The sequence below is a fragment of the Streptomyces sp. NPDC050997 genome, assembly GCF_040660135.1.
GTDB lineage: Bacteria > Actinomycetota > Actinomycetes > Streptomycetales > Streptomycetaceae > Streptomyces.
In genome coordinates this window covers 44894-63843 of record NZ_JBFAGK010000009.1, presented here as the reverse complement: position 1 = coordinate 63843, position 18950 = coordinate 44894, and the positions used below count along the sequence as shown (strand labels likewise).

Genomic DNA, 18950 nt, shown 5'->3' with positions numbered 1-18950 from the left:
GCCGACCCGGGAGGTACGACCCATGCGGTCATCCTCGTACGCCGTCCTGCCCGCACGCGCCCTGAGAGCCGCGGTGGTCCTGGCCCTCGCCGCCGGAGCCGTCACCGTCGCCCCAGCGGCCCACGCCGAGACCACCGCGCCCGCCCCGGCGGCCAAGCCCTATATGGGCTGGTCGAGTTGGAGCATGCAGTCGTCCAAGTACCCGGGCCTCAACCCGGACGGCGACTACAGCTACCTGACCGAGGCGAACGTCCTCAAACAGACCGACGCCATGGCCGCCAAGCTGAAGAAGTACGGCTACGAGTACGTCAACATCGACGCCGGCTGGTGGCGCGACAACAGCTGGAAGCCACAGTTCGACCAGTACGCACGGCAGAAGGCCGACCCCGACCGCTTCCCCAGCGGCATGAAGGCCGTCGCCGACCGCATCCACGCCAAGGGCCTCAAGGCCGGGATCTATCTGCCCGCCGGCCTGGAGAAGGAGGCGTACGGCGACGGCAAGGTCCCCGTCTGGAACGCTCAGGGCTGCACGACCGCCGACATCGTCTACGGCGACCTGCGCACCACCAACGGCTGGGACAGCTCCTACAAGCTCGACTTCTCCCGCCCCTGCACCCAGAAGTACATCGACTCGCAGGCACAACTCATCGCCGACTGGGGCTACGACTTCTTCAAACTCGACGGTGTCGGACCCGGCTCCGGCAAGAGCGGCGACCAGTACGACAACGTTGCCGACGTGGCCGCCTGGAACCAGGCCATCGCCGCCACCGGCCGCCCGATCCACTTCGAACTGTCCTGGTCCCTCGACATCGGACACGCCGCCGACTGGAAGAAGTACTCCAACGGCTGGCGCGTCGACACCGACGTCGAGTGCTACTGCAACACCCTCGTCAGCTGGGAGAACTCCGTCGACGACCGCTGGGACGACACTCCCGGCTGGACTCGGCACGCGGGCCCCGGCGGCTGGAACGACCTCGACTCCCTGGACGTCGGCAACGGCGAGATGGACGGCCTCACCAAGGCCGAACGGCAGAGCTACGCCACCCTGTGGGCCATCGCCAAGTCCCCGCTCTACACCGGCGACGACCTCACCCGCCTCGACTCCTACGGTCTGTCCCTGCTGACCAACCGCGAGGTCATCGCCCTCAACCAGGGTGCCGCCCCGCCCGCCCGACCGGTGACCGCCTCCGACCCCCAGCAGGTGTGGGCCGCGAAGAACCCGAACGGCACCTACACCGTCGCCCTGTTCAACCTCGCCGACGCGCCCGCCGCCGTCACCGCCGACTGGTCCACCCTCGGCTTCACCGGCAAGGCCGCCGTCCGCGACCTGTGGAACCACGAGAACCTCGGCACCCACAAGAACAAGATCACCGAGGCCCTGCCCGCCCACGGCTCCCGCCTGTTCACCGTCACCCCGCCCGGCGGCCGCCTCGACTGGAAGGGCTACGAGGCCGAGGCCCCGGCGAACACCCTCGGCGGCAACGCCTCCGTCGGCGACTGCGCCACCTGCTCCGGCGGCAAGAAGGTCGGCAACCTCTACCTCGGCGGCAAGATCCGCTTCAACGACGTCGTCGTCGGCAAGGCGGGCACGTACTGGGTCAAGGTCGCCTACATCAGCGGTGACGCCCGCTCCGTCGACGTGTCCGCGGGCAGCGGCGGCACCACCCGCCACAAGCTCCCGTCCACCGGCGACTGGGGAACCGTCGGGACCGTCAGTGTGCCCGTCACGTTGAAGGCCGGCACCAACACGATCACCTTCGACAGCGGCACGAGCTACGCCCCGGACATCGACCGGATCGACGTCCCCCGACTTTCCTGACCGACTCTCCGGGAGCCCGCATGGACACCGACCCCGCACCGCTGCCCAGACGAAACCTTCTCGCCCTCGCCGCGACGACCGCGGCCCTCGCCGGCCTGCCCGCGTTCACCGCCACCGCCGCGCCCGGACGGCCCGCCACCGCACCGGCGTTCACGAGCGACCCGCGCCACCGTCTGTGGTGGCAGGCCCCCGCCGACGACCGGTCGATGATCGAACAGGGCCTGCCGGTCGGCAACGGCCGTCTCGGCGCCCTCGCGAGCAACGACCCCGGCCGTGAGGTCCTGCTGATCACCGACGCCACGATGTGGACCGGCGGCCTCAACGACTCCCTCGACGCCGACGGCCAGTTCCCCTACGGCCGTGAGGACTTCGGCTCCCTCACCCTGCTCGGCCGGCTCACCGTCGACATCCCCGACCACGACCTGTCCGCCGTCTCCGGCTACCGGCGCACCCTCGACCTCGACCGGGGCGTGGTGACGACGTCGTACGTCCGCTCCCAAGTGACCTACCGGCGGGAGATCTTCGCCAGCCGTCCGGACGACGTGATCGTGCTGCACTTCACGCAGAGCGGGGGAGGCCGCTACACCGGCACCGTCACGCTGGAGGGCACGCACGGTGAGGGCGCCGGCGTGTCCTTCGGCGCCGCGTTCCCGAACGGGCTGAAGTACGGCGCCGCCGTCACCGCGTACGGCAGCGGCGGCCGCGTCACCGTCAGCGGCTCGCACATCTCCTTCTCCGGCTGCAAGGACCTCACCGTGGTGGTGAGCGGCGGCACCAATTACGCGCCGGACGCGGCCAAGGGCTACCGCGCCCCGTCGCTCGATCCGCGCAAGCTCGCCCGCACGAAGGTCCGCGACGCCGCCGCCCACTCGGCGGGCACCCTGCTGCGCACGCATGTCGCCGACTACCGTGCGCTGTTCGGGCAGTTCGGGCTCTCGCTCGGCACGTCGTCCGAGGGGCAGCGCTCCCTCGACACCTGGGAGCGGATCCAGGCGCGGGCCCGCGACGGGGAACCCGACCCCGAACTCGAAGCGGCCTATGTGCAGTTCGGCCGCTATCTGATGATCTCCGCGTCGCGCGGCAGCCTCCCGATGGGACTGCAGGGGCTGTGGCTCGACGGCAACGACCCGGACTGGATGGGCGACTACCACACCGACATCAACATCCAGATGAACTACTGGATGGCCGACCGGCTGGGCCTGTCGCAGTGCTTCGACGCCTTCACCGACTACTGCGTCGATCAGCTCCCGTCCTGGACCGACCTCACCCACCGGCTGTTCCAGGACTCCCGCAACCGCTACCGCAACTCCACGGGGAAGGTCGCCGGCTGGACCGTCGCCTTCTCCACCAACCCCTATGGCGGACTCGGCTGGTGGTGGCACCCGGCGGGCAACGCCTGGCTGTGCGCCAGCCTCTGGGAGCACTACGAGTTCACGCACTCCCGCACCCACCTGGAGAAGATCTACCCCCTCCTCAAGGGCGCCTGCCAGTTCTGGGAGGCGCGGCTGCTCACCACCACCCTCGACAACGGGAGGGAGGTGCTGATCGCGGACCATGACTGGTCGCCGGAGCATGGGCCGCAGGACGCCAAGGGCAATACCTACGCCCAGGAACTGCTGTGGACCCTCTTCGGCAACTACTGTGTCGCCTCCGCCGAGTTGAAGAAGGACAGCGGATACGCCGAGACGATCTCCGGTTTGCGCAAGCGTCTGTATCTGCCCGAGGTGAGCCCGAAGACCGGCTGGCTGGAGGAGTGGATGTCGCCCGACAACCTCGGCGAGACCACCCACCGTCACCTGTCCCCGCTCATCAACCTGTTCCCCGGCGACCGCATCCGCCCCGACGGCTCCACCCCGGCCGACATCGTGGCCGGCGCCACCGCCCTGCTCACCGCGCGCGGTATGAACAGCTTCGGCTGGGCCAACGCCTGGCGCAGCCTGTGCTGGGCTCGCCTCAAGAACGCCGAGAACGCCTACCAGCTGATCGTCAACAACCTCCGCCCGTCGACCGACGGCGGCAACGGCACCGCCCCCAACCTTTTCGACATCTACGAAGTGAGCCAGGGCAACGGCATCTTCCAGATCGAGGCCAACTTCGGTACACCTGCCGCCGTGACCGAGATGCTCCTGAACTCCCGCCCGGGCCACCTGGAACTGCTGCCCGCCCTTCCGGACGCCTGGGCCGCCTCCGGCTCCCTCGCCGGAGCGGGCGCCCGGGGCGGCTTCGTCGTCGACCTGCGCTGGCAGGACGGCAGGCCGACCTGGGCACGGATCCGCAGCGTGGGTGGCCGGACCACGACGGTGGCGTACGGCGGTAGGGTCCGGACCGTGAGTCTGCAGCCCGGAGAGTCCGTCACACTGAAGGACCTCACACGATGACGGCCCGGTTCCCCGCGAGCCTGGGCCTGGTGGCCGGGATGCTGCTGTTCGCCTGCGCCTGCCAGTCCACGTCCACGCGGACCGGAGCGATCGACGCCCCGGCCGGCGTGATCACCTGGGGCTCGAGCGCCGATCGCGTCGGGGACGCCACCGCCGACCGCGGCTACCGGCTCGTCGTGCACACCAGCGTCGCGGGCCAGGGCGCCCGGATCCGGCTCTCCAACGCCTTCGGGGACCGGCCCGTGACCTTCGACAGCGTCTACGCCGGCCTGCGCAAGAAGGGCGCCGAACTGGTCCGCGGCAGCAACCGCCGGCTGACCTTCGACGGGGCGCGCTCGGTCACCGTCCCCGCCGGGGAGACCGTACTCAGCGATCCGCTGCCCGGCAGCCTGCCGGCCGCGAGCGACCTGGCGGTCAGCATCCACACGCCCGACGCGGCCGGCCCGGTGACCGGCCACTGGATGGCCATGCAGACGTCCTACGCCGGCTCGGGCGACCACACCGCCGAGGAGAGCGGCGCCTCCTGGGCGGAGACCACCGGCTCCTGGTTCTACCTCGACGCGGTCTCCGTGCGGGCGAGCCCCGGCACCGGAGCCGTCGTGGCCCTCGGCGACTCCATCACGGACGGCTGGCAGTCGACCGCCGACATGAACCGCCGCTGGCCCGACTACCTCGCCCGCCGCCTGCAACGGGCGGACACCGGCATCAAAGGCGTCGCCAACGAGGGCATCGCGGGCAACAAGGTCGTCGCCGACGGCGCCGGTCAGAGCGCGCTGAACCGACTGGACCGCGACGTGCTCTCCCAGCCCGGCGTACGGACCGTGTTCCTCTTCGAGGGCGTCAACGACATCAAGGCCCACACCGGAGTCACCGCCGAGGACCTGATCGGTGGCTACCAGGAGCTCGTCGAGCGCGCGCACGCGGCCGGCAAGTGCGTCGTCGGAGCCACCGTCGGGCCCTTCAAGGGCTGGTCCGAATGGGACCAGGACGCCGAAGCCGTACGCCAGGAGGTCAACACCTTCATCAGGACCAGTGGCGAGTTCGACGCGGTCACCGACTTCGACCGCATCCTGCGCAGTCCCTACGACCCCGCACGGATGCTGCCCGTCTTCGACGGCGGCGACCATATTCACCCCAACGACAAGGGAATGCAGGCGATGGCCGACGCCGTCGACCTGAAGAGCCTCGACTGCGCCGGCCCGGGCCCGGGCACCGAGCCGTGACTCGAAAACGGGTCGGTGCCCCGGCCCCGTAACGGCAGGAAGCCGTGGCCCAGTGGCTCAGGACCGTCCGTGCCCGGATCCGCTCGGCTCCGGACTGACCAGCCCCTGCCGATGGGCGACCGCCACCGCCTCCGTGCGGCTCGCCGCGCCCAGCTTGGCGAGGATGTTGGAGACGTGGACGCTCGCTGTCTTGGCGCTGATGAACAGGTCCTCGCCGATCTGCCGGTTGCTGCGGCCGAGGGTGAGGAGTCGCAGTACGTCCTGTTCGCGGGCCGTGAGGATCGTGGTGCGGGCGTCGGCGGCCGGAGTCCGAGCCAGACGTCCGCGACGGATCAGGGCGTCCACCTGCTGCAGCAGAGGTGTGGCGCCCAGCCGGACGGCCGTCGCCCGGGCCTCGCGGGCCGCGACGCCCGCCTCCTCGCGCCGCTCGCCCGTCAACAGGGCCTCGGCGAACCGCACTTGGCAGCGCGCCCGCTCGTACACGTCACCGAAGTCGAACGCGGCGACCGCCCTGCCCCAGGCAGCCGCGTCGGGCCCGGACACCGCCCGCGCCCACTCCGCCTCGGCCCGGGCCAGCCACGCCTGCCCCTCCGGCCCCTGCGGTGTGCCGTTCTCGCCGTGCACGGATGAGAGCCGGGCGAGGTCGCGCAGTTCGGTCGCGGTGTCCGTCCAGCGGCGTGTCTCGGCCTCGTCGCCGGTCAAGCGCAGCGTGGCGGCCCGGTCGGCGACCGCGGACAGGGCGAGGGCGGCCAGCCGGACCGTGACGTCCGGCGGAGTGCCCGCGTCGTCGGTGAGGGCCGCCACCGAGGAGCGCATCCGCTCCACGGCGGCCTCCGGCTCACCCCGTTGTGCCGCCGCGTCGGTCAGCACGATGGCCGCGACCAGCGTGCCCATCCAGTCGAACGGACCCTCCAGGAGCGTGCGGGCCCGGTCGGCGGCCGTCAGATCACCGCGCGCCAGCGCCGCGTACAGCGCGGGCCCGACCGTGAACCCGCCGGCTGCCACAAGCACGTCGGCGTCCGCGGTCGCCGCCCGCACGCACTCCTCCCAGCGGCCCAGCGTGTACAACACCAGCAGCCGGAGGTAACGCATCTCCAACGGATACGGCGAGGACAGCAGGCCCGCGCGGCGGGCCCGGTCCAGCCCCTCGGTGAGCCACGGCAGGCACTCGTCGAGGTCACCGGACTCGAAGCAGCCGACGGCCAGATTGAACAGAGCGCGCAGTTCCACCGGCGCGTTGCCCGAGCCGCGCGCGAGATCGCGGGCCCCCCGCAGCCGCTCCCGGCCCTCCGGCGTCCGGCGGCCACCGCCTTCCAGGCTTGCCAGCGAGATCAGCAGATCGGCCCGTGCGTCGGTCACGTCCAGCCGTTCCGCGACGCTCAGAGCCTGCCGGGCGATCCGCAGCGCCGTGTCGTACTCCCCGACCTGGCGTGCCGCCAGCACATGGGTGGCCGCCGCCCACACCCAGGTCCGCGACGGGGGCTCGGCCGGGATCATGGCGAGCGCCTCGCTGCTGTACGCGAACGCCGCCGTCAGGCTGTCGACGCCGATCAGGTTCCCGGCGAGCGTGTACCGGACCCGGGCGGCCAGCTCGGAGTCCGCGTCCTGGCCGATGTCCGCGAGCGCGGCGCGGGTGAGGGAGACCGCCCGGTGCGCCTGGCCGGCGTGCGCGGCCGCCGCCGAGGCGCGCAGGGTGAGCGTCACCCGGTCGGTGCCCTCGCCCGTGGGCCGCGCGGACGGCTCCACAGCCGACCACAGGTCCAGGGCGGCTTCGAGGTGCCGCAGTTCCTCGGCGGGCGCGCCGAGCGACTGGGCGTGTCCGGCCGCCTCCAACGAGGCCGCCAGCGCCTGGGTCAGGTCATGGCTCGCCCGGAAGTGGTGGGCCCGCTCCGCCGCGCTCTCGGCAGGACGGCCCCGCCCGGTGAGCAGCCGGGCGAACGCGCCGTGCAGCCGGGCCCGTTCACCGGGGAGCAGATCGGCGTAGACCGCCTCGCGGGCCAGGGCGTGCCGGAAGGCGTACGTGTCGCTGTGGCCGGAGACCAGCAGCTGCCGCCCGATGGCCTCCCGGAGAGCCGACTCCAGCTCGTCCTCGGGGAGCCCGACCGCGTCCCGCAGCAGGTCGTGCTCGACCTTGCGCCCGGCCACCGCGGCCGTGCGCAGCACCTGCTGGGCGGTGTCGGAGAGCTGCTCGAAGCGGATCAGCAGGACGTCCGCGAGGCCGCTGGGAACGCCCCCGGCCTCGGTGTCGGTGGCCGCGAGCAGCTCCTCCGCGTAGAAGGCGTTGCCCTCGGCGCGCTCGACGATCCGCCGGACCGTGGCATCCGGCAGCGGACCGGCCCGCAACGCGCGCACCAGACGGGCCACTTCGGGATCGGTCATGGGCCGCAGCTCCAGCCGGTCCACGGCGGGCAGCCGCACCAGCTCGGCCAGCAGCGGACGCAGCGGGTGACGGCGGTGCAGGTCGTCCGCCCGGTAGGAGGCGAACAGCGCCAGCCGGTGGGTGGGCGCACCGCCCGCCGACCGCTGGAGGATGCCCCGGCTGAGCAGGAACCGCAGCAGGTCCCGGGAGGACTGGTCCGCCCAGTGCAGGTCCTCCAGGACGAGCAGCAGCGGGGCGATGTCCGAGAGGCCGGCCAGCAGTCCCGCGATGCCCTCGAACAGTCGCAGCCGGTCGCCGGTGTCCCGAGCCGTGTCCGTGCCGCCGCCCAGCAGCCGGTCCACCACCGGATGCGCGGCGAGGACGTCCGTGAACCGTTCGTCGGCCGCGAGCAGCCCCAGGACCTCAGTGAACGGCAGATACGGCAGACCCACGTCACCGAGGTCGACGCAGTGCCCGGTGAGCACCGTCGTCCCGGCCCGGGCGGCCACAGCGGCGACCTCGTCCAGCATCCGGGTCTTGCCGACGCCCGCGTCCCCGGCGATCAGCACCGCCCGGGCCTCACCGCCCCGGGCGCGCTCCAGCACACCGGCGAGGCGGGCGAGTTCGTCCTCCCGGCCGATGAGCGGTGCGGTACTTGAGATCGTCGGCACGGATCCATCCTGGCAGGCGGCACTGACAGAGCTGCTGTGGGCGGCGGCGACCGCGCGGAGCGGCGAGGGCGCGGGGCCGGGGGCTCACTGCCGCAACGTCCGGGCCCAGTCGGCCGGCACCCGTCCCGCGGGGCCCGGCGTGGGCTGGTCCGCCGGATGGCTTGCCGGCGGCGCGAGTTCCGGCCCCGACTCGTACAGCTCGTTGGTCGCGTAGTTCCAGTACCAGCCCTCGCCGGGCTCGAAGCTCTGCACCAGGGGATGCCCGGTGCTCTTGTAGTGGCCGGTCGCGTGCTGGGCGGGGGACGAGTCGCAGCAGCCGATGTGCCCACACTGCGCGCAGCGCCGGAGATGGAACCACCAGCCGCCGGCCGCGTCGCACTCCACGCATCCGGCGCCGCTCGGCGCGACGTCCGGGGCGATTCCGTCGATTCCGTTGTCGCTGGTCATACGGGCTCCTCGGAGGGTGTGTCGGGGTCCGCGGCGGTGAGCGGAAGCAGGACCTGGAAGCGGGTGTCGCCGGGTTCGGACTCGACCTGGAGGGAGCCGTGGTGCTTGTTGACGATGATCCGCCAGGAGATGTCCAGGCCCAGCCCGGTGCCGTCGCCCACCGGCTTGGTGGTGAAGAACGGGTCGAAGATGCGGCCGCGGATCTCCTTGGGCACACCGGGCCCGGTGTCGCGGAACTCCACCAGCAGCCGGTCGTTGTCCAGCGCCGTCCGCACGGTCAACGTCCCTTCTCCGCCAGCGCTGTTGATGGCGTGGACCGCGTTGTCGATCAGGTTGGTCCACACCTGGTTGAGCTCCGCCGGGTACGCCGGCACCTTCGGGACCGTACGGTCGTACTCCTTGACCAGCTTGATCCGCGGGCCGATCTTGCCCGACAGCATCAGCAGGGTGCTGTCGAGGAGTTCGTGCACGTCGGCGACCTGGTAGGGGGCCCGGTCCAGCTGCGAGTACTGCTTGGCGGCGTCGACGAGATGGGAGATGCGGTTGGTGGAGTCGTTGATCTCGTCCATCAACAGCTCGGTCTCCACGGTGTAGTTGAGCCAGCCGATCGCGTTCGGCAGGATCTCCTCGTCGACGGCGGCCGCTACCCGGTCCAGCCAGTCCGCGTCGAGACCGGCCTGTACGAAGGTGGGCGCGATCCGCCAGCCGTCCGCGATGCCGTGGTCGTCGAGCCAGTCCGTGAGGGTGTCCTCCCGGTCGGAGGCCTCCAGCGGGCTCAACGTGGGGGCCTTGGCGACGCGTTCGGCGGTGCGTTCCTGGATGTCGATGAGGTTCGACATGACCTCGGGGGAGTAGGAGCCCTGGGCGATGACGGCGAGCTTGTGCCGCATCTTGCCCACGCGTTCGCGCAGGGTCGCGGTCGCCCGTACGGCCGCCGCGGCGGGGTTGTTGAGCTCGTGCGTGAGTCCCGCGGACAACGAGCCCAGTGCCAGCAGCCGTTCGCGCTGTCCGATGGCCCGTTGGGTGCTCTTCGTCCCGAAGAACAGTCCCTCCAGCAGATGCACCGCCATCGGGAACCACTCCTGCATGAAGTCCGCGAACGCGTCCGCGGGCAGCACGAAGAACCGCGTCGGCTCGGTGACCCGCATCGAGTTGTTGTACACCTGCTGCACCCGGTCACCCAGGTACGCCTGCATGGACCCCGCGTAGACCCCGCGCTGGGAGGTCCGGGTGACCTCCACGTCGTCCGCGCCGACCCGCCGGGAGAGCACGACGGTGCCCTCGATCATCACGTAGAAGCAGGTGGCGGGCTCGCCCTCGGTGTAGACCGGGCCGGGCTCGAACCTCTCCACCCGCCCTTCGCTGCACAGCTGCCCGAGCTGCTCGGGGGACAGCTTCTCGAACAGGAACAGCGACCCGACCTCCTGCGGGCTGCATGGCATCGGCTGCCCGCTCACGACTGCTCCAGATACCGGTGGACGAGCATCACGGCCATGGCTCCCTCTCCGACGGCGGACGCGACCCGCTTCGCGGACTCGGCTCGGGCGTCGCCCGCGACGAACACGCCCGGAATGTTGGTCTCCAGGTGATACGGGGGCCGGTCCAGCTCCCAGTCGGCCGGTGGCCGCCCGTCGGGGGTCAGATCGGGACCGGCCAGGATGAACCCGTGCTCGTCGCGAAGCACCGCGCCGTCCAGCCAGTCGGTCAGTGGGGCCGCGCCGATGAACACGAACATCCACTGCGCGTCGACGAGTTCGGTCCGCCCGCTCTCCACGTCGCGCAGCGTGAGCTGCTCCAGGTGCTCGGAGCCGTGCGCGGCCTCCACGACCGTCCCGCAGCGCACCGAGATGTTCGGCGACTCCTCGATCTGCTGGATCAGGTAGTACGACATCGACGCCGACAGCGACGCCCCGCGCACCAGCAGGATCACCGACTTCGCGCCCCGCGCCAGGTACATCGCGGCCTGTCCGGCGGAGTTGGCGCCGCCCACGATGTACACGTCCTGGCCCTGGCAGGAGGCCGCCTCGGTCAGTGCCGAGCCGTAGAACACCCCGCAACCGGTCAGGTCGGAGGTGCCCGGCGCCCGCAGCTGCCGGTACGACACACCGGTCGCCAGGATCACGCTGTGCGCGGCGATGGCGGAGCCGTCCGAGAACCGTACGACCCGCGCGGCGCCGTTGATCTCCAGTCCCGTCACCTGGCGCGCGGTGAGGATCTCGGCACCGAACTTCGACGCCTGCCGCCGGGCCCGGTCGGTGAGCTGCGCCCCCGACACGCCGTCCGGGAAGCCGAGGTAGTTCTCGATGCGGGAGCTCTGCCCGGCCTGCCCGCCGGTCGCCGACCGTTCCACGAGCACCGTCCGCAGCCCTTCCGAGGCCCCGTACACGGCGGCGCCGAGCCCGGCCGGGCCGCCGCCGATGACGACCAGGTCGTAGAAGTCCGCCTCGGGTGTCGTCGCCAGACCGACCCGCGCGGCCAGCTCGGGTGCCTCCGGCTCGACCAGCGGCGTGCCGTCGGGGGTGATCACCAGCGGTAGCCGCTGCGCGTCCTGTCCGGCCGCCGCCAGCAGCCGCCGCCCCTCCGGCTCGTCCGCCGAGTACCAGCGGTAGGGCACCTGGTTGCGCGCGAGGAACTCCCGCACGGCCGACGAACGCGCCGACCAGCGGTGTCCGACCACCTTGGTGGCGGGCACCGGCCGGAAGTCGCTGGACCGCCACGCCTCCAGGAGGTCGTCCACAACCGGGTACAGCTTCTCCTCGGGCGGGTCCCAGGGCTTGAGCAGGTAGTGGTCGAGGTCGACGACGTTGATGGCGTCGATCGCCGCGTTCGTGTCCGCGTACGCGGTCAGCAGCACCCGCCGAGCCCCCGGATACACGTCCAGGGCCTGCTCAAGGAACTCGATGCCGTTCATCTGCGGCATCCGGTAGTCCGCCAGGATCACCGCCACCAGATCACCGCGCAGCTTCAGCTCGCGCAGCGCCTCCAGCGCCGACTCGCCGGACTCCGCGCGCACGATCCGGTACGACTCGCCGTAGCGTCGCCGCAGGTCGCGGGCGACGGCTCGGGAGACCCCCGGATCGTCGTCCACGGTCAAGATGACGGTCCGCGCTGTGTCCGCGGCCTGTGCCATACGCCTCCCACCCCGAGGTCGGACCGACGGCGCGGCGGTCCACGTGACCTTCGGTCACCGCGCCGACTCCATGCCATCGTATGTTCGATCGTCCCGGTGTGCTCCGGGACACCGGGACCGGTGCGCGCCGGGCACAGGGCCGGGCGCGGGGAGTCAACGGGGGATTCAGCCGTGTCGCGCGCCGAGCACGCAGAACTCGTTGCCCTCGGGGTCCAGGAGCGTCACCCACGACTGCTCGCCCTGCCCGACATCCGCGTGCCGCGCGCCGAGAGCGATCAGACGGGCCACCTCGGCCTCCTGGTCCTCGGGCCGGAAGTCGAGGTGAAGACGGTTCTTGACGGTCTTGCTCTCCGGCACCGGCACGAACAGCAGTCCCGGCACGCGGTCCTTCTCCGGTCGGATCTCGTACTCGTCGGGGTACTCGCCCACGATCACCCACCCGAGCGCCTCGGCCCACCACCGACCCAACGCCGTCGGATCGGCCGAGTCCACGATGACCTGCTCCCATTCCAGTGCCATGTCGTCAGCGTAGTGAAGAGTGGGTAGCCGGTCACATGGAATACGACGCAGGGAGGCCGACAGCATGACGTGCCCGATCACGGCAGGGGTCGACGGAACCGAGGAGAGCCTGGCCGCGCTGGCCTGGGCGGCCAGGGAGGCGGTCCGCCGCAAGCTGGCGTTGCGGGTGGTGCACGCGTGGCGGTACCAGACGCACGAGGCGCTCGAGGCGATCGAGGCGGCGGACCCCGAGGTGCAGGTCGGGTGGGCCCGGGAGGCGGTGGGCGAGGCCGCCCGGACCGTCACCGAACGGTACCCGGAGCTGGAGGTGTCCACCGACGTGCTGGAGGGCGACAGCGTGGACTCGCTGGTCGCCGCCGCGGCGGAGGCCGAGATGCTGGTCCTCGGCTCACGCGGGCACAGCCGGGTCGTCGGCTTCCTGGTCGGCTCGGTCGGCCAGCAGGTGATCGTGGAGTCGGCGCGGCCGGTCGTCCTGGTGCGTGCCGGGGACGAGGCCGCGAGCGAGGCGGCGGGCCGCGAGATCGTGGTGGGCCAGCAGGGCGAGCCGGAGGACGGCGCCGAAGCGCTGCGGTTCGCGTTCGAGACCGCCGCCGCGCGCGGTGCCACGGTGCGCGCGGTACGGGCCTGGACCCTGCCGCCGCTCTTCGCCTACAGCCCGGGCTCGCTCAAGCTCCTCGACGAGGCCGGCGGCATGGAGCCGTACGAGAGGAAGGCCCTCACGGCGGCGCTGCAGCCATGGCGGGAACGCTTCCCCGACGTTCCGGTGACCGAGCACGTGGAGATGGGCAGCGCCGGGCAGGTGCTGCTGTCGATGGCCACCGGGGCCCAGCTGATGGTCGTCGGGCGCCGCGCCCACCGTACGGCCGTGGGCGCCCGGATCGGATCGGTGGCCCATGGCGTGCTGCACCACGCGGGCTGCCCGGTGGCCGTGGTGCCGCAGGCCTGAGTCAGTCCGCGGCGGGGCTGGGCTGGAGAGTCTCCCGGGCCTTGGGGAGGATGTTCTTGATGTAGTCCGCCACGGCCGTGTCCAGCCCGAGGTCGTGCTGCGCGCGCTCGGACAGGTACCAGCGGTGTTCCAGCAGCTCGTGATAGATCTCGGCCGCGTCCATCGCGCCGCGCATTTCGAGCGGCACGGCCCGCACGGTGGGGCGGAAGACGTCCCGCACCCAGCGGTGGGCGAGCACCTCCGGACGGGCCGCGAGGGGGTCGCCCGGGGCGTAGTCGTCCTGGGTGGCCATCCAGCTCTCCAGATCGGTCAGGAGCCGGCGGGCCTGGTTCTCCTCGGCGTCCAGGCCGGTCAGCCGCAGCAGCTGGCGCTGATGGTGGCCCGCGTCCACGACCTTGGGCACGAACGTGACCGAGTCGCCGTTCGAGGAGTGCTCGATCTGCATCTCGGCCACGTCGAACCCGAGGTCGTTCAGACGGCGGATCCGGCGCTCGATGAAGTGGTACTTGCCGGCCGGATAGACGGACCTGCGGGTCAGCTCCTCCCACAGGCTGCCGTAGCGGGCGCAGATCTCCATGCCGAACTCGATCGGGTCCACGGACGGGTGCAGGGCCCCGGACGCCTCCAGGTCGAGCAGTTCGCCGCTGATGTTCACCCGGGCGAGGTCCAGGTCGTAGTCGCGCTGGCCACTGCTGAGCTGCGGGTGCAGATCGCCGGTCTCCGCGTCGACCAGGTAGGCGGCGTACGCGCCCGCGTCCCGCCTGAACAGCGTGTTGGACAGCGAGCAGTCGCCCCAGGCGAACCCGGCGAGGTGCAGCCGCACCAGAAGCACGGCCAGGGCGTCCATCAGGCGGTGCATGGTCGCGGGCCGCATGGTGGTCTCGAACATCGACCGGTACGGCATGGAGCCGCCCAGATGCCGGGTGACCAGCACCGACTCCAGCGGTACGTCGTCGGAGGCGGTGCGTCCGGTGACCACGGCCAGCGGGTCCACGGCGGGGATGCCGAGCCGGTCCAGGTCGCGCAGCAGCTCGTACTCGCGCAGCGCCGGACGTTCGGCGAGCTCCTTGACCGCGATCACCTCGTCGCCGGCGCGGGCGTAGCGCACGACGTGGCGGGAGATACCGCGCGGCAGCGGTACGAGGTACTCCTCGGGCCACTCCTCCAGGGGGAGGTGCCAGGGCAGTTCGAGCAGGAGCGCGGGATGCTCCGGGTTGGTCGCGCTGATCTGCAGGGCCATGGGTCGACTGTCCTTGCTTCGCCGGTGATCTCACCTCACCTTAGAGCGCGAGCTCCCGGGCCTGCAGTGCCGCTTCACGGACCGGACCGCGGTGCACGGGACCGTGCCCGGGCAGCACCACGTCGGCCTCCAGCGCCGCGAGCACGTCCAGCGACGCCACGGCCCGGGGCCGATCGTGGTGGAACATGGCGGGCAGCATTTGCGGGCCCTTCGCCCGGGACGTCGGGTGGCCGCTCACCAGGGCGTCGCCGGAGATCAGCACACCCCGGTCCGGGAGGTGGAAGGCGGCGTGCCCGTTCGTGTGGCCGGGCGTGTGCACGGGGACGGGCCGGCCGGGCAGGTCGAGCGCGCCCGGCGCCGGGAACGACTGGGGGGAGGCGACCGGGACATGGGCGGTGCCGCCCGAACGGATCGCGTGCACGGCCCACGGCAGGACACCGGGCCGCCAGCCGTTCCTCACCACCGTCCCGACGCTGACCTGGTGCAGGAACTCCCGCCGCGCGTGCGGTACTTCGGCCTCGTGCAGATACACGGGCATGCCGTAGCCGCCGCGCAGGTACTCGGCGGAGCCCAGGTGGTCGTTGTGGGCGTGGGTGATCAGCACGGCCTCGACGGCCTCCGGTGAACTGCCCAACTCCGCGAGAGACGCGAGGAGTTGCTCCCGGTCACCGGGGTAGCCGGTGTCGACCAGCGTCACGGCGTCCCCCTCGGTGAGGATCACCCAGTTGGTGTTGCTGCCGTGCACCAGATAGGCGCCGTCGGCTACTTGCTGCACATCTGCGCGCATCATCGTCCCGCGTGTGAGGTCCCTGCTCGACTCGGACAGCAAAGCAGACCAGGAGGCAGGCGGAGTCGGCGGGTCCGGTCGTATGCCGAACGGGAGCAGCGCGAACGGGAGGAGGGCGAACAGGAAGGGCGCGAACGGGAGATGGGCGAAGGGGACAGGAATCCTCGGGAGCGAGGCCGCCCCCGGCACCGTCCGCCGGAGGCAGCCCCCGCGCGCGGCTCGAGCGGCCGCCTCTCCGCCCGGCGCGCGCCGTCCCGCGCCGTCCCGCGCGTCAGTGGACGTCGTGCGGGCGGAACTGGACGCTGATGCGCGGTCCCGCGGCGCGCGTGGTCTTCGGTATGGAGTGCTCCCAGGTCCGCTGGCAGGAGCCGCCCATCACGATCAGGTCGCCGTGTCCCAGTGGCCGGCGGACCGTGTCGCCGCCCCGCATCGGCCGCAGCAGCAGGTCACGGGGCGTGCCCACGGAGAGGATCGCGACCATGGTGTCCTGGTGCGCGCCGCGTCCGATCCGGTCGCCGTGCCAGGCGACGCTGTCCCGCCCGTCGCGGTAGTAGCACAGCCCGGCCGTGGTGAAGGGCTCACCCAGTTCCTCGGCGTAGTGCGCGGACAGTGCCTCGCGGGCCTGCGTCAGCAGGGGGTGCGGCAGCGTGTCGTCCGCGCCGTAGAACGCCAGCAGGCGCGGTACGTCGACGACGTGGTCGTACATCTTCCGGCGCTCCGCGCGCCACGGCACCTCGGCGGCCAGTTGCTCGAACAGGACGTCGGAGCCGCTCAGCCATCCGGGGAGTACGTCGATCCAGGCACCCGCGCCGAGCCCGGTCCGGCGGATCCCGTCGAGGGGGCCGAGGCACAGCCGGTCGCCCTGGTCGAAGAGGGAGGCCTGGAGATGCGTGGTCATGAAACCAGCGTACTCCTTATTCGAAAATCTGTTCCCACGACGTTTCCGGTACTCCGGGTCGGCGTTCGACAGGGACGCCGGGATGTTCGGATGTTCGACAGGAATGCTTTCGATACATTGATGTATCGGATACATTCCCGTATCGAACGGGACGGAGGGCCGGACATGGCGGTGCGGGAGACGACCGGACGCGTGACCAAACGCCGTGTCCGCACCCGGGCCAACCTCCTGGACGCGGCCTTCGCGGTCTTCGCCGCCAAGGGGTTCGGGCGGGTCTCCATCGAGGAGGTCTGCGAGGCGGCCGGGTACAGCCGGGGTGCCTTCTACTCCAACTTCGACAGCCTGGACGAGCTGTTCTTCGCCCTCTACCGGCAGCGGGCCGACCTGATCGCCGAGCAGGTGGCACGGGCGCTGGCGCTCGACGGGCCCGAACTCGACGTGGCCGCCTCGGTGGACCGGGTCCTGGAGGTGCTCCTGCTCGACGTGGACTGGCTGCTGGTGAAGACCGACTTCCTCGTCCACGCCGCCCGCGATCCGGCCGTCGCCCAGACCCTGCTGGAACACCGGGAACGGCTGCGGCTGGCGATCGAGGAACGGCTCGCCCGGGCCACCGGACCCACCGCCCTGCCCGCCGCGCTCGGCGACGTCGACGGCGCGGCCCGCGCGGTCGTCGCCGCGTACGACGGAGTCACCACCCAACTGCTGTTGGACAAGGACGTCGAGCGCGCCCGCGTCTGGCTGGGACAGTTGCTCACCGCGCTGTTGACCGACGACAGCGGAACACCCGCATGACACCCCCCGAAGACACCCCCGAAGCCCCGCAGGACACCCCATGAGAAAGGCAACGGTCGCCATGGATGCGGACGTCATCGTCGTCGGAGCCGGACTCGCGGGCCTGGTCGCGGCACACGAGCTGACCAGCCGGGGCCGCCGGGTCGCGCTGGTCGACCAGGAGAACGCCGCCAACCTCGGCGGGCAGGCCTTCTGGTCCTTCGGCGGGCTGTTCCTCGTCGGCTCCCCGGAACAGCGGCGCCTGGGCGTCAAGGACTCCTTCGACCTCGCCTGGAACGACTGGCAGGGCAGCGCGCGGTTCGACCGCCTCGACGACGAGGACTCCTGGGCGGTGCGCTGGGCGCGCGCCTACGTCGAGTTCGCGGCGGGGGAGAAACGGTCCTGGCTCCAGGGACACGGCATCTCGTTCCTGCCCACCGTCGGCTGGGCCGAGCGCGGCGACCTGACGGCCCACGGACACGGCAACTCCGTACCCCGCTTCCATGTCGCCTGGGGCACCGGAACGGGTGTCGTGGAACCCTTCGTCGACCACGCCAAGCAGGCCGCGCGCGACGGGCTGCTCACCTTCTATCACCGCCACCAGGTCGACGAACTGGTCATCGAGCAGGGCGCGGCGAACGGGGTGCGCGGCACCGTGCTGGCCGAGGACCACTCGCCCAGGGGCGTCGCCTCCAGCCGAGAGCGCGTCGGCGACTTCGAACTCACCGCGCAGGCCGTCGTCGTCACCACCGGCGGCATCGGCGCCAACCACGACATCGTCCGCCGCTACTGGCCCGAGCGCCTCGGCACCCCGCCCGCCGAGATGGTCACCGGCGTACCCGCCTACGTCGACGGCCGGATGCTCGACATCAGTGCCGGCGCGGGCGTACGGCTGGTCAACCGCGACCGCATGTGGCACTACACCGAGGGCCTGCGGAACTGGGACCCGATCTGGCCCGGTCACGGCATCCGCATCCTGCCCGGCCCGTCCTCGATGTGGTTCGACGCCCTCGGCCGCCGATTGCCCGCCCCCTGCCTGCCCGGCTACGACACCCTCAGCACCCTCGAGTACCTGCGCACCACCGAGGACATCGCCGGATACGACCACTCCTGGTTCATCCTCACCCAGAAGATCATCGAGAAGGAGTTCGCCCTGTCGGGCTCCGAGCAGAACCCCGACATCACCGCCAAGGACCGCGCCGGCTTCCTGAAGGAGCGCGTGCTCGGCAAGGGCGCGCCGGGGCCGGTCGACGCCTTCCTGCGCAAGGGCGCGGACTTCGTGACCGCCCCCAACCTGGAGCAACTCGTCGAGAAGATGAACGATCTGACGGACAAGGCGCTCCTCGACGCGACCGGGATCCGACGCCAGATCGAGGCCCGCGACCTGCAGATCGCCAACGCCTACAGCAAGGACGCCCAGGTGCAGGGCATCCGCAACGCCCGCCGCTACATCGGCGACCGGCTCGGCCGGGTCGCCACCCCGCACCGCATCCTCGACCCGGCGGCCGGCCCCCTGATCGGCGTCAGGCTGCACACTCTCACCCGCAAGACCCTCGGCGGCATCCAGACCGACCTCGACTCCCGCGCCCTGGGCACCGACGGAAAGCCCCTGGACGGTCTGTACGCGGCGGGCGAGGTCGCCGGCTTCGGCGGCGGGGGCGTCCACGGCTACAACGCGTTGGAGGGCACCTTCCTCGGCGGCTGCCTCTTCTCGGGGCGGGCGGCGGGGCGGGCGGCCGCCCAGCAGACCGCCTGACCGCGC

The 18950-nt window shown here is 71.6% G+C and carries 14 protein-coding genes; 6 read left to right on the top strand and 8 right to left on the bottom strand.

Features of this window, described 5'->3' with window-relative positions:
• Nucleotides 1–22 precede the first annotated feature (22 nt).
• The 3 genes from AB0H86_RS21510 to AB0H86_RS21500 are packed head-to-tail and all read left to right on the top strand — an operon-like array spanning nt 23 to nt 5420.
• Nucleotides 23–1819: a carbohydrate-binding protein gene (locus tag AB0H86_RS21510; protein WP_362440825.1), complete on the top strand. Its 1797-nt coding sequence runs from the start codon at nt 23–25 to the stop codon at nt 1817–1819.
• 20 nt (nt 1820–1839) lie between these two features.
• Nucleotides 1840–4197 carry a glycoside hydrolase N-terminal domain-containing protein gene (locus AB0H86_RS21505; protein WP_362440822.1) on the top strand — a complete coding sequence of 786 codons (2358 nt, stop codon included), beginning with the start codon at nt 1840–1842 and terminating at the stop codon, nt 4195–4197.
• Nucleotides 4194–5420 carry an SGNH/GDSL hydrolase family protein gene (locus AB0H86_RS21500; protein ID WP_362440819.1) on the top strand — a complete coding sequence of 409 codons (1227 nt, stop codon included), beginning with the start codon at nt 4194–4196 and terminating at the stop codon, nt 5418–5420. The genes AB0H86_RS21505 and AB0H86_RS21500 overlap by 4 nt, the downstream gene beginning before the upstream one ends.
• 57 nt (nt 5421–5477) lie before the next feature.
• Here AB0H86_RS21500 and AB0H86_RS21495 read toward each other — a convergent pair whose 3' ends face one another.
• The 5 genes from AB0H86_RS21495 to AB0H86_RS21475 all read right to left on the bottom strand — a co-directional run bounded on the left by AB0H86_RS21495 (nt 5478) and on the right by AB0H86_RS21475 (nt 12546).
• Nucleotides 5478–8450 (bottom strand): AAA family ATPase, encoded by a 2973-nt coding sequence (locus AB0H86_RS21495; protein ID WP_362440817.1) that lies wholly within the window; start codon nt 8448–8450, stop codon nt 5478–5480.
• A gap of 84 nt (nt 8451–8534) precedes the next feature.
• The gene (locus tag AB0H86_RS21490) at nt 8535–8897 is read right to left on the bottom strand and encodes a UBP-type zinc finger domain-containing protein (RefSeq protein ID WP_362440814.1); all 363 of its coding nucleotides are present in this window, start codon (nt 8895–8897) and stop codon (nt 8535–8537) included.
• Nucleotides 8894–10354, bottom strand: coding sequence for an ATP-binding protein (locus tag AB0H86_RS21485; RefSeq protein ID WP_362440811.1), 1461 nt, complete (start codon nt 10352–10354; stop codon nt 8894–8896). The genes AB0H86_RS21490 and AB0H86_RS21485 overlap by 4 nt, the downstream gene beginning before the upstream one ends.
• The gene (locus AB0H86_RS21480; RefSeq protein ID WP_362440808.1) at nt 10351–12027 is read right to left on the bottom strand and encodes an FAD-dependent oxidoreductase; all 1677 of its coding nucleotides are present in this window, start codon (nt 12025–12027) and stop codon (nt 10351–10353) included. Before AB0H86_RS21480 ends, AB0H86_RS21485 begins: the two co-directional genes overlap by 4 nt.
• 165 nt (nt 12028–12192) lie before the next feature.
• Complete coding sequence (locus AB0H86_RS21475) at nt 12193–12546, bottom strand: VOC family protein (RefSeq protein ID WP_362440805.1); 354 nt, start codon at nt 12544–12546, stop codon at nt 12193–12195.
• Nucleotides 12547–12610: 64 nt separating this feature from the next.
• Here AB0H86_RS21475 and AB0H86_RS21470 point away from each other — a divergent pair, with 64 nt between their 5' ends.
• The gene (locus AB0H86_RS21470; protein ID WP_362440802.1) at nt 12611–13492 is read left to right on the top strand and encodes a universal stress protein; all 882 of its coding nucleotides are present in this window, start codon (nt 12611–12613) and stop codon (nt 13490–13492) included.
• Nucleotide 13493: 1 nt separating this feature from the next.
• Here AB0H86_RS21470 and AB0H86_RS21465 read toward each other — a convergent pair whose 3' ends face one another.
• From AB0H86_RS21465 to AB0H86_RS21455, 3 genes are all read right to left on the bottom strand, one after another.
• A complete protein-coding gene (locus tag AB0H86_RS21465; protein WP_362440799.1) occupies nt 13494–14732 on the bottom strand; it encodes a DUF4032 domain-containing protein in 1239 nt (412 codons plus the stop codon).
• 40 nt (nt 14733–14772) lie between these two features.
• A complete protein-coding gene (locus tag AB0H86_RS21460) occupies nt 14773–15519 on the bottom strand; it encodes an MBL fold metallo-hydrolase (RefSeq protein WP_362441565.1) in 747 nt (248 codons plus the stop codon).
• A 271-nt stretch (nt 15520–15790) separates the two neighbouring features.
• Nucleotides 15791–16417 carry an alpha-ketoglutarate-dependent dioxygenase AlkB gene (locus AB0H86_RS21455; protein ID WP_362440797.1) on the bottom strand — a complete coding sequence of 209 codons (627 nt, stop codon included), beginning with the start codon at nt 16415–16417 and terminating at the stop codon, nt 15791–15793.
• 165 nt (nt 16418–16582) lie between these two features.
• Between AB0H86_RS21455 and AB0H86_RS21450 the strand changes: the two genes are divergently transcribed.
• Nucleotides 16583–17209: a helix-turn-helix domain-containing protein gene (locus AB0H86_RS21450; protein ID WP_362441562.1), complete on the top strand. Its 627-nt coding sequence runs from the start codon at nt 16583–16585 to the stop codon at nt 17207–17209.
• A 61-nt stretch (nt 17210–17270) separates the two neighbouring features.
• Complete coding sequence (locus tag AB0H86_RS21445; RefSeq protein WP_362441559.1) at nt 17271–18944, top strand: FAD-binding dehydrogenase; 1674 nt, start codon at nt 17271–17273, stop codon at nt 18942–18944.
• Nucleotides 18945–18950 lie beyond the last annotated feature (6 nt).